General features: G+C 68.9%; 15 protein-coding genes, 1 tRNA gene and 1 pseudogene. 9 read left to right on the top strand and 8 right to left on the bottom strand.

Annotated features, from left to right (window positions below; translation table 11 throughout):
- Positions 1-123 precede the first annotated feature (123 nt).
- The 5 genes from ABD366_RS41060 to ABD366_RS41040 all read left to right on the top strand — a co-directional run bounded on the left by ABD366_RS41060 (position 124) and on the right by ABD366_RS41040 (position 4,079).
- A complete protein-coding gene (locus ABD366_RS41060; protein ID WP_324775339.1) occupies positions 124-330 on the top strand; it encodes a helix-turn-helix transcriptional regulator in 207 nt (68 codons plus the stop codon).
- Positions 327-1,262 (top strand): bifunctional DNA primase/polymerase, encoded by a 936-nt coding sequence (locus ABD366_RS41055; RefSeq protein ID WP_324775337.1) that lies wholly within the window; start codon positions 327-329, stop codon positions 1,260-1,262. Before ABD366_RS41060 ends, ABD366_RS41055 begins: the two co-directional genes overlap by 4 nt.
- The gene (locus tag ABD366_RS41050; protein WP_324775335.1) at positions 1,259-2,929 is read left to right on the top strand and encodes a DNA primase family protein; all 1,671 of its coding nucleotides are present in this window, start codon (positions 1,259-1,261) and stop codon (positions 2,927-2,929) included. Before ABD366_RS41055 ends, ABD366_RS41050 begins: the two co-directional genes overlap by 4 nt.
- A gap of 209 nt (positions 2,930-3,138) precedes the next feature.
- Positions 3,139-3,414 carry a hypothetical protein gene (locus ABD366_RS41045; RefSeq protein ID WP_324775333.1) on the top strand — a complete coding sequence of 92 codons (276 nt, stop codon included), beginning with the start codon at positions 3,139-3,141 and terminating at the stop codon, positions 3,412-3,414.
- A gap of 2 nt (positions 3,415-3,416) precedes the next feature.
- Positions 3,417-4,079, top strand: coding sequence for a hypothetical protein (locus ABD366_RS41040; protein ID WP_324775331.1), 663 nt, complete (start codon positions 3,417-3,419; stop codon positions 4,077-4,079).
- A gap of 139 nt (positions 4,080-4,218) precedes the next feature.
- Here ABD366_RS41040 and ABD366_RS41035 read toward each other — a convergent pair whose 3' ends face one another.
- From ABD366_RS41035 to ABD366_RS41010, 6 genes are all read right to left on the bottom strand, one after another.
- Positions 4,219-4,977 carry a helix-turn-helix domain-containing protein gene (locus tag ABD366_RS41035; RefSeq protein WP_324775329.1) on the bottom strand — a complete coding sequence of 253 codons (759 nt, stop codon included), beginning with the start codon at positions 4,975-4,977 and terminating at the stop codon, positions 4,219-4,221.
- A gap of 894 nt (positions 4,978-5,871) precedes the next feature.
- The gene (locus tag ABD366_RS41030; RefSeq protein ID WP_324775327.1) at positions 5,872-6,294 is read right to left on the bottom strand and encodes a hypothetical protein; all 423 of its coding nucleotides are present in this window, start codon (positions 6,292-6,294) and stop codon (positions 5,872-5,874) included.
- Positions 6,291-6,803 carry a hypothetical protein gene (locus tag ABD366_RS41025; protein WP_324775325.1) on the bottom strand — a complete coding sequence of 171 codons (513 nt, stop codon included), beginning with the start codon at positions 6,801-6,803 and terminating at the stop codon, positions 6,291-6,293. Before ABD366_RS41025 ends, ABD366_RS41030 begins: the two co-directional genes overlap by 4 nt.
- 8 nt (positions 6,804-6,811) lie before the next feature.
- Positions 6,812-6,958, bottom strand: coding sequence for a hypothetical protein (locus tag ABD366_RS41020; RefSeq protein WP_324775323.1), 147 nt, complete (start codon positions 6,956-6,958; stop codon positions 6,812-6,814).
- Positions 6,955-7,275 (bottom strand): DeoR family transcriptional regulator, encoded by a 321-nt coding sequence (locus tag ABD366_RS41015; protein WP_324775321.1) that lies wholly within the window; start codon positions 7,273-7,275, stop codon positions 6,955-6,957. Before ABD366_RS41015 ends, ABD366_RS41020 begins: the two co-directional genes overlap by 4 nt.
- A gap of 26 nt (positions 7,276-7,301) precedes the next feature.
- Positions 7,302-7,874, bottom strand: coding sequence for a DUF6907 domain-containing protein (locus ABD366_RS41010; protein ID WP_324775319.1), 573 nt, complete (start codon positions 7,872-7,874; stop codon positions 7,302-7,304).
- Between the two features lie 170 nt (positions 7,875-8,044).
- Here ABD366_RS41010 and ABD366_RS41005 point away from each other — a divergent pair.
- Positions 8,045-8,123: transfer RNA gene (locus ABD366_RS41005), tRNA-OTHER, on the top strand.
- Between the two features lie 73 nt (positions 8,124-8,196).
- Here the strand turns inward: ABD366_RS41005 and ABD366_RS43720 are convergent.
- Both ABD366_RS43720 and ABD366_RS40995 read right to left on the bottom strand, forming a co-directional pair.
- Positions 8,197-8,330 (bottom strand): annotated as a pseudogene (locus ABD366_RS43720) (tyrosine-type recombinase/integrase); the annotation flags it as partial.
- An 83-nt stretch (positions 8,331-8,413) separates the two neighbouring features.
- Positions 8,414-10,072 (bottom strand): hypothetical protein, encoded by a 1,659-nt coding sequence (locus tag ABD366_RS40995; RefSeq protein WP_324775317.1) that lies wholly within the window; start codon positions 10,070-10,072, stop codon positions 8,414-8,416.
- A 269-nt stretch (positions 10,073-10,341) separates the two neighbouring features.
- Between ABD366_RS40995 and ABD366_RS40990 the strand changes: the two genes are divergently transcribed.
- From ABD366_RS40990 to ABD366_RS40980, 3 genes are all read left to right on the top strand, one after another.
- Positions 10,342-10,734: a hypothetical protein gene (locus ABD366_RS40990; RefSeq protein WP_324775315.1), complete on the top strand. Its 393-nt coding sequence runs from the start codon at positions 10,342-10,344 to the stop codon at positions 10,732-10,734.
- Positions 10,735-10,884: 150 nt separating this feature from the next.
- On the top strand, positions 10,885-11,397 hold the full coding sequence (locus ABD366_RS40985) for a SigE family RNA polymerase sigma factor (protein WP_324775313.1): 513 nt from the start codon (positions 10,885-10,887) through the stop codon (positions 11,395-11,397).
- Between the two features lie 139 nt (positions 11,398-11,536).
- Entirely contained in the window at positions 11,537-12,826 is a 1,290-nt protein-coding gene (locus ABD366_RS40980) for a hypothetical protein (RefSeq protein WP_324775311.1), read from the top strand.
- The last annotated feature ends 7 nt before the right edge of the window (positions 12,827-12,833 follow it).

Raw genomic sequence — 12,833 nt, 5'->3', positions numbered from 1 at the left:
CATTATCACGACGGAAAACCGGATCTTGCGGGGCGGGATCATCCCGGGTACTCTCCGCATCATTCCCGATTGTCCCGGGAAGATGCAAGCTCTAGTCCTGAAAATCTCGACAGGAGTCGGACCGTGGCAGAGCAATTGATGACGCCGAGGCAGGTGCAGGCCGAATACGGCATCGCACCGCAGACCCTCGCCAACTACCGCTGGCAGGGGCTCGGTCCTGCCTACGTGAAGACCACGCCCGGAAAGAGCGGTCGCATCAAGTACCGGCGCAGTGCGGTTGAGTCGTGGCTCGACGCGCAGACAGTGCAGGCCGGAGGCAAGGCCGCATGAGCGCAAAGAAGAACGCCCCGGCGGCAACCGGGGCGCTCGGTGACCAGCTGGACGGCAAGTCAACCGACAGACTAGCGCGCCGGCCGGACGAACTGGTGCCGCTCGACGGCGCCCTGTGGCTGGTCCGGCACGGGTTCCCCGTCTTCCCCTGCGACCACCCCCGCACGCCGCGCTGCACCGGCCTGCACAAGAGATGCGACGGCTCTCGAGGGAAGCACCCAACCGTTGCATTCACGCGAGCTTGGACGCTCGACGAGCGCAAGGTCCACGAGACGTTCAGCCGCGGATTCCGGAACCCGGCCGTGGCCGTAGGCGCCTGCTCGGGACCGGAGGGCTCACGACTGCTCGTCGTCGACAGCGACCGGCACGGGGCCATCGAGGACGTAGCAAGCGCCCGCGGTGAGCAGTGGCCGGCCACCATGCGCGTCTGGACGGCCAAGGGACACCACGATTACCTGTGGGCTCCGGCCGCGCTCAGTCTCGGCAACGGGCTCGGCCAGTTGCAGAGGCAGTTCGACGGCGACGTCCGCGCCGGGAACGCCTACGTCATCGGCCCCGGTGCCAGGCACGCCTCCGGCTTTCGGTACCGGCTGGAGGACCCCGAGCGGCCACCCGCCGTGGCCCCCGCCTGGCTGCTGGACGCGCTCATCACCAAGCCGACGTTCGCAGCGCGCAGGACGCACTGGCGGGACGTCTCCCACCCGGCGCTCGGGGACGCTCGCGGCCTGGTCGCGTTCGTCCTCGAATCTCGACCGGGAAACCGCAACAACCGATTGTTCTGGGCTGCTTGCCGGGCCGCCGAAGCCGCGCGGGACGGACATGAGGACGCCCGGGTCGCGCTGCTCGAAGCGGCCGTTCACGCAGGGCTCACCGCGTCCGAGGCCGCCGCCACCATTCGATCCGCGTACAACCGCACGGGAGCCACCGCATGACCTTCCCGCCGCCCAGCAACCCCATGGCCGTGGCCCGCGTTCTGCTCCCCGCCTGGACCGACGAGGAGCGTCCCACGCTCCTGCACTGGCGCGGGCAGTGGATGCAGTGGGAGGGCATGCACTGGCGAGAGCTGGATGCGTCGGAGGTGCGTTCGGTGGCGTACAAGGAGCTGGAGCACGCCACGTTCGAGTTCGAGACGCCCAAGGGCGGCACCGAGGTCAAGGACTGGGCACCGACCAAGAAGAAGATCGCCGATCTCTTGGAAGCCATGTCGGCGATCCGGATTCTGTCGCCCGTCATGGACGCCCCGACCTGGACGGACGGCACACCGCAGCACGCACCCATCGTCGCGTGCACGAACGGACTCCTGAACGTCACCACGCAGGAACTGCGGCCGCTCACCCCGGAGTACTTCAACCTGGTTTCCGTGCCGTTCGACTACGTGCCCGAGGCGACGTGCCCGAACTGGCTCACGTTCCTGAGCAAGGTGTGGGGCGATGACCTCGAGTCCATCAGGGCGGTACAGGAGTGGTTCGGGTACGTCCTATCGGGCCGCACCGATCAGCAGAAGATCCTGCTCATTGTGGGACCGACCCGATCCGGCAAGGGCACCATCGCGCGCGTCCTCGGCATGCTCGTCGGCAAGGGCAACGTCGCCGGGCCCACGCTGGCCGGCCTCGCGACCAACTTCGGGCTCTCCCCGCTGCTGGGCAAACCGCTCGCGGTCATCTCCGATGCCCGGCTTGGCGGCCGGGACGGTCACCAGGTTGTCGAGCGGCTGCTAACCATTTCTGGGGAGGACACCATCGACGTGGACCGGAAGTACCGCGAGCCGTGGACGGGCAAGATCCCCGCACGGCTGATGATCCTCTCTAACCAGCTGCCCAACTTCGGTGACGCGTCCGGAGTGATCGCCCGCCGCTTCATCGTCCTGAACATGGCCGTGAGCTGGCTCGGCAAGGAAGACACCGCACTCACGGACAAGCTGGCCGCAGAGCTACCCGGCATCCTCAACTGGGCTCTGCTCGGTCTCGCGCGGCTGGAGCGCAACGGCCGGATCGCTCAGCCGTCCAGCGCGGCCGACTCCATCACCACCATGCAGGACACCGCGTCGCCCATGTCCGCCTTCGTCCGCGACCAGTGCGAGACAGGCCCGGCCTGCTCGACCCCAGTCGATGTGCTGTGGGAGATGTGGAAGGACTGGGCCGAAGGCCAAGGCGTGCGAGCCGGGACCAAGGCAGTGTTCGGCCGCGACCTGCTCTCTGTCGAGCCGCGCATCCGACGGACCAAGCCGCGGATCGGCGGCCGACAGGTACCCGTGTACGAGGGCATCGGAGTCAGAAGCTACGCCGACAATGGCGATTCACCCGGCTCACCCGGCTCACCCGGCAACGCCGCAGGTCAGGACGACGCAAACGAGCCGGGCACCCCGGCTCACCCCGGCTCACTATTCGACGGTGAGCCGGACGTGAGCCGGGATAGCGAAACTGTCCGGCTCAGTGAAACCACAGGTCAGGAAGCTGTGAGCCGGGGTGAGCCGGGTGAGCCGGGCGATTCCCCATTGTTGGCACAGCTTCGGCTCAAGACGCCGTGCGCGAACTGCCGTCGTGAGCAGTGGAACGCCGACGGATCCCCCCTGTGCGGCCCATGCCGCGACGCCGCCTAGGAGACGCTCATGCCTCGCCGTAAGCCGGTCATTTCCTACTGCCCCTCATGCCGTCGACTCCGGGGCGTCCGCATCGTCGGACACATCGAGATCAGCGGCACACGTCTCGCTCTCGCACGCTGCGCAGATCAGGCATGCGAACTCATCTGGGCCATCCGGCCCGACACCGTCACCCGCCGCCTCGCCGCGGCATGAGCAAGGAGAGTCACATGGGCACCGCCCCCCGCTTTCGCCGTACGCCCGCCGTGCAGCAGTACGGCACGGCCGACATCCGGCACATGACCCCCGAGGAGATCGCCGCGGCTCACACCGCCGGCAACCTCGTCGACCTCCAGGAGGGCCGCGACCCCGACGCCACCGTCGACCACAAGCCGTACTGCAAGGGCCCGGACGTCGGCCTTGACGACGAGGGACTCCGCAGCGTCCGGGCCGGTGACCCCGTCGCCTACATCTGCGCCAACTGCCACGCTCGCAAGGAGATCTGACCATGACTGACATGCCCGCACGCCTCCGCCGAGGCGACCACGAATGGGCCAGCTTCCCGGCGGACGAGCACATCCCCGCCCCTGCCATCCAGGCCGTCACCGACTTCATCAACCTTCGCGTCCGAGGTGAGGAAGCCGAAGAACAGCGCAGCCTCGCCACGCGCAAGCTGTCCGAGGCCACCGCCAAGGATCGGGCCGCCCTCGACGAGCACGTGCTCAACGGCGGCTCGGCCTCCACTTTCACCTACGAGAACACCGCTGCTGCCAAGAAGGCCATCGTCGATGCCGAGGCCGACGCCGACGCACTCAAGCGAGTCATCGGCCCCGCCTATCTCAAGGCCGCCGCCGCACTCCAGGACGTCATCCCCCAGGGCAAGGAGCAGGCCGCCCAGCTCATCGAGCAGGGCAGGCAGGCGTACACAGCAGCTATCGGCGCTCTGGCCGAGACGCGACGGGCCTACCTCGAAGGGGTCGGCCTCATGTACTTCTGGGAGTGCCTGCACAGCCGTGGAGAGTGCGTGGGCAACGCTGGATACGGAGATCAGATCAACATGGCCCGTGGCCCCATCACCCGCGTGGACGCCGAAATCTTCAAGGTCCTGCACTCCGACGCGCAGGCCCATACGCGGCTCCCCGGCCAGCAGCAGAACACCACGACCCTGTGACACCACGAGAGGGCACGTTGCGTGACGACGTGCCCTCTCGGGGGTGGGGGGTGACCCCCTCGGAGCAGGGGAGCCCGAACGCCGGGGAGGGCTCTCGGGGGGCCGTCAGGTTCAAAGGGTCGGCCCCGGCCACTCTCCGTTATTCCGGTGCACGGTTGTACCGATCGAGCACCGCCTTGGAGGTGCCGGCCTCCATAAGACGGAGTTCCCACGGACCCGTGTTCACGTCGAACTCCTTGCCGAACCCCACCCACTTGCCAGCCATCCGCCGCCCTGTGGGGTCCGCAAGCATCTGGAGCGCCCCGAAGTACCGGGCCCCCCGGTAGTAGCCGTCAGCGGCCGTCTGCTCCGTCCACGTTCCCGTCACCGTCGCCCCGTCGATCTGAAGATCGAGGTTCAGCGGACTGCCCGGGTTCAAGGTCGCGTTGGGCAGGCTCCGGCCGGTGAGCCGGTTGCCGTGCTGCAACAGCACGACGTAGTGCTTCCCGGTGAACACCTCGTTGTTCCGGCCGCTGGAGACGTACTCGTACGTCGACAGCCACACCCCGGAGTAGTTCCCGCGCGGCGCCGCGGCCTGCGGCGTGGTCGCGCCGGCGGGCACGGTGAACGTGGCGTCGTCCAGGTCGTGACCGCCTTGCCCGTCCTCGGACACCGCGACCGAGGGCGCCCCGAAGCCGAGGGCCTCTATCGGCATCCCGGTGACGCGCTCCAGGGCGCGCGCGTACAGCGGGCGGGGTGCGGCGGTGTCTCCGGATTCCCAGCGCTGTACGAGCCGCTTGGAGGCGTCGTTGGGCTGGCCGAGTTCCTGCCCGGCGTCACGGACGGCGCGGGCGAATTCGTCCTGTGACATGAGCAGGCCTTTGCGGACCGCTTGGAGTGTTCCGTTCGGTGTCGCCATGCGGCCGACGGTACGCGTCCACGCTGGGGAATGACACCGAAATGACGCCCCCTATGACGCCGGTATGACGTCGCAAGTGTCGTCGCGACCCGATGTGAAACGGGTGGAACGTGATCTGTGACGTAAAGCCCCGGCGACCGCGCGAACGGTCCCGGGGTATGGCCGACTGGTTGGAGTCGACGTGGCCGAGAGTACAGACCGCAGGAGCCTGGAGTCAGCAGCAGAGGCAGCGCGGGTTTTGGCCTATCGAGCGCTGCTGGCGCATGCGATGAAGTGCCGTCGCTGCCGGTTCAACTGGCAGGAGTGCCCGACTCGGAGGGCTCTGGCCACGACGCTTCGCGAGGTGCGGCTGTGACGGCCGGCCGCCGCCTGTGCTGGCGGTGTCAGGCTCCGATCACCGACGAGCAGACGGCCGTGCGGGACCACGTCCACGCTGGCTCGGGGCCCGGCCACGAAGTCGAGTTGCACGCAGTCTGCCCGGCGCGTCCGCCGCGGTCGCAGACGTCCCCCACCCGCCGGCAGCGGTGACCCTGCCGGGTTGAGAAGCTCCCGCCGCCGATCCCAGAGGGGCGGTGGGATGCGGCCGTCTGCCGAGCGGCCGCGCCCGGCTCGGTGCCTCGGGCAGTCACCGGGTCGGAAGGGGGCGGCCGCGTCTTGGCAAGGACGCGGTCGCCCTTCCGAACGCGGCCCGGTCTTGGTTCTGCTTCCCCCGGGCGGCCGAGGCCGGGCCGTGCGCGGCGTGTTCGCGCCGCAATGAGAGAGGCCCCCACCGCGATGGTGGGGGCCTCTCTCATGGGCGACACGGTCACTGTTGGTGAGGGCAGCCCTGCACCCACCAGCCGCACTTAGGGCAGAAATCGTACGTGGCGCCGAGGATCTTCAACAGGCTGCGGATCATCGCTTGTTCGCCCTCACTTCGGTCCGCCGGTTCTCTTTCGTGTAGACGACAACCAACCCCTCCCCCGGCCCCTTCTGGACGCGGTCCACTTCCTCGCTATGAGCTGCAACAATGTCGCCCGCAGGAGGGGGTGGGGGAGTGGCGGACCAATCGGACATCTGCCACGCGGTGGCGACCCACACGAACGGCACCGCGTAGATCACATACGGGGCCCGGAAGGCGAGTTGCCCCCAGAAGACAGCGGCCCCGGCGGTCATGGTGAGGCGGAGCGCGACACGTCCGAGCCAGGGCGCATCCGTGCGCAGAGTGTGACGGTCGGGCGCGTGCGACTCGGCCGACAGCCAGTAGCCGAACGCTTCGAGACTGAACGACGTGCCGAGGCACAACCGGCCGAATCCGGCCGTGAGTTGACCCTTCACAGCAGGCCCCCCACGGCGTCCCCCAGCGTGGACACGACGGGCGACAGGACGTACCCGGCGACCCCGGCGATACCGGAGGCAAGTCCGAGCGTCACCCCGGCGGCGACGCCGGAGAACAGGTCCCAGCGCCACCCACGGGTGCGGGTCCAGACGGCGAGCAGGACCACGGTTCCGATGACGACGACGGAGTGACCGCCCGGGGTGAGCGCGATGTTCGACGTGCGGGTGACAGCGGGCGAGGTTCCGCCGACGCCGTAGACGAGAACGGCGTCCCCGATGGCCGAGGCTCCCCACAGCGAGTAGTCCGCGGCAAGGCCGAGCAGACCGCCGGCGCAGAGGATGAGCAGCATGCCGTAGGCGAGGCACAGCAGGAACGGGGCGAGGTGCCGAAGGGCCTTGAGGTTCTTCTTCTTGTGTCCGGCCCACCAGCGGGTGAACTGCCAGGCGAACAGGCACAGGCCGATGGTGACCCCGCCGAGGCTGACGAGGTTGTGTGCAGGGATGTTCACGGGGTCCTCTATCGGAGGATGGCCGCGTAGAACGCGGCGAGGGTGAGGATGAGGGCACAGGTGCCGGTGACGGGCGGCACGGTGCGGATGTCGACCACGACCAGGCCGAGCAGACCGAGGAGCGCGGCGAGCACGAAGAACGCGGCGAGGATCACGACGCGGCGGGCTGCCGTTGCCAGTTCGCGCGGATCCGCTCGGCGTGCCAGTGGAGCAGCTCCTCGGCGACCGCTTCGGCCGGCCGCTTGTGCGCGACAGCGATGAGGCGCAGGTCTTGGCCGAGGGCCTGGCTCGCGGGCAGCGTGAGTCCTTCCGGGCCGTACGCCACAGCGGGCGCCTCAGGCGCGGGTGTCTCGGCCTCGGCCTGGTCGGGCCGGTTGAGGAGATCCCTGCGGACGGTTTCGCGGGATACGCCAAGCTCAGCGGCAATCTCGGCCGCGGGCATGTGGCGGTCGGTGAGGTGCGCGACGATCACGCGGCGAACCTCGACGGAGCGCACACTCATCGCGCACCGCCGCGAATCACGGCCAGATTCCGGGCCAGGCTGCGCAGTTGGTCGGCGTGCTCATCAAGGGCGTGCGCGAGTGTGGCCAACTGAGCGGGGTCGCACTCGAAGTCGCCGGTGCCGCCGACCACAACCTGGACCGATGCGACGGGGACGTGCTCGTTGCGCGCGAACGGTCTCTGCATGATCGCGCTGCCCATGATTTCAACGCTCGTGTTCGTGCCATCGTCGAATTCCGCCGAACGGAAGGCGCCGCAGTGCGTGAAGTCCTCGAGGAACGTCCCGCGCTCGACTTCGTCCTCGTGGTCGGACTCGCACCACGCAGGGCACGTCACGGTGAGCGTCGCGCCCGGGGCGTCCAGTACTCGGATGCGGTGGGTGCGGTTCTCAGCGCGGACTCGGCTGAGCGCCTCGTCGGCCTGGCTCACCTGAGGCGCCATAGGGCGCGCGCCAGCGGACGAGAGGAACGCGTCTACGATCGGAAACTGAGCTGCGACAGAGCGGCGGATGGCCTCCTGCTCAACGTCCTCTGCTCTGGCATGCGTGCTGAGCTGTACCTTGTCGTGCATGGTCGGACTCCTTGTTGCGAAGGGTCCGGCTCTAGGCCCCGCGGTCGGTGCTCGTAACACCGCCCGGGGCTGCTCCGTCCTCGTACACATTCCGTACACATGAGAACGGGATTAGCCGGGATTGCTTGGGATGTGGCGGGAAGCCAAATCCGCAGGTCACCGGCCTGTGAGGTGCTTTGCGCAGGTCGTCGCGAGACGCTCATAGACCTCGTAATGCGTAGGTCTCGGGTTCGAATCCCGAAGGCGGCTCTGTAGAAGCCCCAGAACTCACTCGCCGTGATCTGGGGCTTTTGCCTTTGGCGGACCCGGCGCCGACGTCGTGCGCGGGCCGCGGCAGGTGTGATCTGCCTTTTACGTAGCGGCGGGGCTGGCCGATCCGGGTGTGCCGGAGGATGTCCCTGCTCGTGGGCATGTCGACGCCCAGATCGTTGAGAATCGTGCGGCCGTGTGGCGGCTGCTGTAACGGCTCCATCGCGGTCTGGACGACGGCGGGGTGTCCCTCGGTCGTTGAGGGGCACCCCGGCTGCGTTCAGGGTGTGTCAGATCGTTTCGGCGTGGCGCTTGCGTCGGTGGACGATGGTGAACAGAGCGACGCCCGCGGCCAGGGTCACCGCCGCGGCGGCCGCGTACCAGGGCAGGGCGCCCGCGCCGGTCTCGGCGATGGAGCCCTGCGGGGAGCCGGCGGTCGGGGCCGAGGTGCCGGAGCCGGTCGTCGTGGAGCCGGCCGCGCCGCCCGAAGCGGAGCCGGAGCCCGGGTTGCCCGAGGGTGAGCCGGAGCCCCCGCCCGTCTTGCCGTCGACGGTCACCGTGATCGGCGCGGTGTTGTTCTTGGTGTTGTCGTCCTCCAAGGGGCGGGACACCGTGATCGAGCCGGGGGCGAGTGCGGCGGGGTCGTCGATGCGCAGTTCGAAGACGAAAGGCGTGAGCTGCCCTGCGTCGAAGTAGTAGTCGTCGAGGCCCTGTATGCAGCCGTAGCTCTTGGCGCCGGGCACCCCGTGGGGTCCTTCCGGCGTCGCGCACGCGCTCGGGACCTTCACCGCCGTCGTACCGGCCGGAATCTTCACCGAGATCCAGGAGGTCCCGGCCTCGCCGGGCTCACTGCCCATCCAGTTCTGGATGGTGGCCGGTCCGTTGTTGCGGATGCCCAGCTCTGCCTTGACCACCTGTCCGGCCTTGCCGTCGACGGTGGCTCCCACCGCTGCGTAGTCCATGTCGTTCGCCACGGTGAACCGGCCGCCCGCGCCCCCGTCGACGAGCTTGCCGGGGCCGGCGGCGCGCGGGACCAGCTTCAGCTCGCGGCCGGTGCCGCGGTGGACGTCGGTGAGGTTCAGGTACTCGGTGCCCTTTGCGGTCTCGTACACGTCCAGGTCCCACGATTCGTGCAGCGCGGTGGCGCCGACCTTCAGCGGGGACTGATCGAGGTCGTAGGCGTGTCCGGGCTCGATGGGGGTCTCGATGTAGCAACGTGCGCCCGGACCGTAGTCGCTCCAGACGCCGTACTCGCAGTTGCTGAACTCCTCGGTGTACGACAGCCCTTGAGACAAGGTCATGCCGATGTACACGCCCTTCAGAGGACGCTGGCTGTAGTGCGTGAAGCCGACCGGGGGACGCAAGGTTGCGCCGGGCTTCGTCTCGACGGGGGGACTCCCACGACCCCCACGGTCCACGACCAGACCGATGTCCTTCACCGCGGTCTTGAACGTCGTCTCCCCGAGCTGTGCGCCGCCCGCCTCGGCGAAGGCCCGGACCTCGCCGGTGAAGCCGGGCCGCGCCGTCGCCAGCGCCCTGAAGTACACCGTGGGGGCGGACATGTCGCCGCTCGCTTCGAGGGGTTTGCCGCCGTTCAGTTTTTTGCCGTCACAGGTGAAGAGCAACGGCTGCTTCTCGACGCAGGCGAGCTGATCCGGCCCCGCCATCGTCACCTCCATCTGGTTCCTGAGCGCCGTGGCGTCGACCGTCACCGTGAAGTCCTTCAGCTCCTGGGAGCCGGTGTTGCTCGCCTGCACGGTGGCTTTCCCGAGCAACTCGTCTCCGTACGGCTCCACCACGAGGGATTCGCCGTCCAGGTCGTTGGTGAGTTCCAGCGCGGGAGCGGCGTCGGCGGCCTGACCGGGGGCCGGCGCGGCGAGCGCCAGTAGCCCCGCCGCCGCGGCGGTGGTGACCGCCCGCAAAACGTTGCGGGAAAGACGTCGATGCACGCTGCTGCTCCTTGAGAGGTCCGGCGACTCGTCGTGATCAAGTCGCCGAGTCAGACCGGCAACGTCAGGTGAGGGTTGTACGGGGGAGCGGAGAGGTGTGGTGGGGCGTGGTGAGGTCCGGTCGAACACCGCCTCCGCCGCGTCTCCTGACGGGTTCGCAGAAGATCGAAAAGGCTTGCGTTTCGTGAATCCGGAACCCTACGATCACGCTGGTTCCGCAATTGCGGAGCCGAAGTTCGTACAGGGGAAGAGATTTGCGACTAGGACGTATGGCAGGTGTGGCCGCCGCGAGTGCTGTGCTCGTCGTGGGAGTGAGCAACTCCGCGATGGCCGCGGACCACACCATGCACACGGGGGACGCCTGGGGCGATGTGCCGGGTTACGACTGGAGCGGCACCGGTTTCTTCAACGAGAACGGTGACGTCGTCACGATCAAGGACAACGACGCCGACGGTGTCGCTGTCACGATGAACGTGTACATCGGCAGCCCGGAGGGCAACCCGCGCTACTCGTTCAGCGTCGGGGGCGAGGGCCGTACCGCGAGCAAGAAGGCCTCGCTGGGCGGCAAGTACAACCTGCCGGAGAACACCTACATCGGGTTCAAGTTCTGCCGTACCGGCGCCGGTGAGTGCAAGGACTACAAGTTCCTCAACGACCACTGACGTCGATGTGAGCCGTGAACGGCCCCGCTCCCTGACACAGGAGCGGGGCCGTTCCCGTGCCCGGCGAGATTCCGTGCGGGCCCGTGAAACATTTCCCCGGGGTCACCGCATCTATCAGGTGTAGGTGAGACGAAGGGGGAGGCGCCGGGCATGAGACGGTCGCTTGAGCGGGCGTTCCGCGAGTTCGCCGAGGCCCGCACGGGCCAGCTGTTCCGGTCCGGTTGCCTGCTGACCAGCGGCGACACACACCTCGCCGAGGATCTGGTGCAGGAGACGCTGGGCCGGATGTACGTCGTCTGGGGGCGCTCCGCGGTGCGGCTCGGCAACCCGGCGGCGTACGCGCAGACCGTGCTCGTCCGGACGTTCCTGGCGCATCAGCGCCGCCGCTCGGCGGGCGAACGCCCCTCGGACGACCTCCCGGAGGCGGTGGCGGCCGGGGCCGGCGATCCGTCCCTGCGGCTGACGCTGCTCGACGCGCTGCGCCAACTGCCGCCCAGGGACCGGGCCGTGATCGTCCTGCGCTACTGGGAGGACCGGTCCATCGAGGAGACCGCGGACGCGCTGCACCTCAGCTCGGCCGCCGTGCGCACCCGCAGCACCCGGGCCCTGGCCAAGCTGCGCGCGCAACTCGGCGGCAGCGTCACCGAGTTCGCCTCGATGTGACGGGCCTGATGACGGGCCTGATGACGTGTCTTACGACGGGCCTGATGACGTGTCGTAAGACGGGCCTGATGGCGCGTCTTACGACGGGCCCGATGACGAACCTACTGACCATACGTACAGGCCGAAGGGAGTGGTCGGGATGTCCGGAGCGGACGACGGCAGGGACGGTTTCGAGGACGACCTCTCGGTGGCGCTGCGGCGCACCGGGGAGGGATTCACCGCCGATGGGCGGACGCTGGTCGACAGCGGTGTGCAGGGCGGCCGCCGCCGGCTGCGGCGCAGGCGGGCCGGTGCGGTGACCGGAAGTGTGGCGGCGCTGGCCGTCGTCGGGCTCGGCTCGTCGTACGCCGCCGGGGCCTTCGACACCGCGACCGCCGACGCGCGGGGCGGTGTAGCGGCGCGGCCGAGCGGCGCGGCGACGGCCGCGCCGGAGCAGGGGAAGACCAAGGGCACGCGGGGCGACGGGACGCAGCTGAGCGGGGACGAGGTCCTCGGCATCCTCGAAGGGCTGCTTCCTGAGGGAAAGGTGAGCGCGCGGGAGGGACGGGGAACCGCCGATATGCCGTCCGCCCGCCTCGTGCACGACGACGGGCACGGCAAGAGCGCCATCGGCGTCAGCGTCGGCGCGGTCGACCCGGGCGGGGCCACGGCCGAGGAGCAGCTCACCTGCCCCGACAAGGTGTTCGTGCCGTACGACTCGTGCACGAGCGAGACCCTGTCCGACGGCTCCCGGCTGCTGCTGCTCCGCGGCTACGAGTATCCGGACAAGCGGGTCGACACCAAGCGGTGGCACGCCTTCCTCATGACGCGCGAGGGCTACACGGTCGACGCCAGTGAGTGGAACTCCGAGGAGGAGAAGGGGAAGCCCGTCTCCCGGCCCGAACCTCCGCTCAGCACAGGGCAGTTGAAGGCGCTCGTCACCTCGGCGAAGTGGCGGCCCGTGATGCGGGCGATCGGCGAGGCCGCGCCGGAGGTGACTCCGCAGCCGCCCGCGCAGGGCACCGACAGGACCTCGGCCCTGAAGAAGCTCAAGTCGCTGCTGCCGTCGCGGGTGCGGGTCACCGGTGAGGGCGGGGAGGACGGCGGATACGCGTACGTGGTCGTCGACGACGGCAAGGGCGCGTCCTTCGTGCAGATCAATGTGCAGCCCGGCATGAACGACGTGCGGGACGACCTGTTCGGCTCCGGTGCCGAGACGATGCCGGACGGCACGCTGGTGTCGACGAAGAAGGGGTCCGGTGACGACAAGGGCGGCGCCGGCATCGTGATGTGGACGGCCGACACGATGCGTCCTGACGGGTTCCGGGTCGTGGTGTCCGCGGTCAACTCCGGATCGCAGAGGGCCGACGCGACCCGCGGCGAACCGGCGCTGACCATGGCCGAGTTGAAGAAGATCGCCCTGTCGGAGAAGTGGCTGGCGAAGAAGTGACCGTCAC

Origin of the sequence: Streptomyces kunmingensis (genome assembly GCF_039533535.1) — a bacterium.
Lineage (GTDB): Bacteria > Actinomycetota > Actinomycetes > Streptomycetales > Streptomycetaceae > Streptomyces > Streptomyces kunmingensis.
The sequence above is the reverse complement of the archived record's forward strand: the minus strand, read 5'-3'. Positions and strand labels throughout refer to the sequence as shown.

Coding starts and splice junctions, on each gene's coding strand:
- ABD366_RS40990 (WP_324775315.1), top strand. CDS start 10,342: ATGGCAGGTGTGGCCGCCGCGAGTGCTGTGCTCGTCGTGGGAGTGAGC.
- ABD366_RS41050 (WP_324775335.1), top strand. CDS start 1,259: ATGACCTTCCCGCCGCCCAGCAACCCCATGGCCGTGGCCCGCGTTCTG.
- ABD366_RS41055 (WP_324775337.1), top strand. CDS start 327: ATGAGCGCAAAGAAGAACGCCCCGGCGGCAACCGGGGCGCTCGGTGAC.
- ABD366_RS40980 (WP_324775311.1), top strand. CDS start 11,537: ATGTCCGGAGCGGACGACGGCAGGGACGGTTTCGAGGACGACCTCTCG.
- ABD366_RS41035 (WP_324775329.1), bottom strand. CDS start 4,977: ATGGCGACACCGAACGGAACACTCCAAGCGGTCCGCAAAGGCCTGCTC.
- ABD366_RS41045 (WP_324775333.1), top strand. CDS start 3,139: ATGGGCACCGCCCCCCGCTTTCGCCGTACGCCCGCCGTGCAGCAGTAC.
- ABD366_RS41010 (WP_324775319.1), bottom strand. CDS start 7,874: ATGCACGACAAGGTACAGCTCAGCACGCATGCCAGAGCAGAGGACGTT.
- ABD366_RS40985 (WP_324775313.1), top strand. CDS start 10,885: ATGAGACGGTCGCTTGAGCGGGCGTTCCGCGAGTTCGCCGAGGCCCGC.
- ABD366_RS41040 (WP_324775331.1), top strand. CDS start 3,417: ATGACTGACATGCCCGCACGCCTCCGCCGAGGCGACCACGAATGGGCC.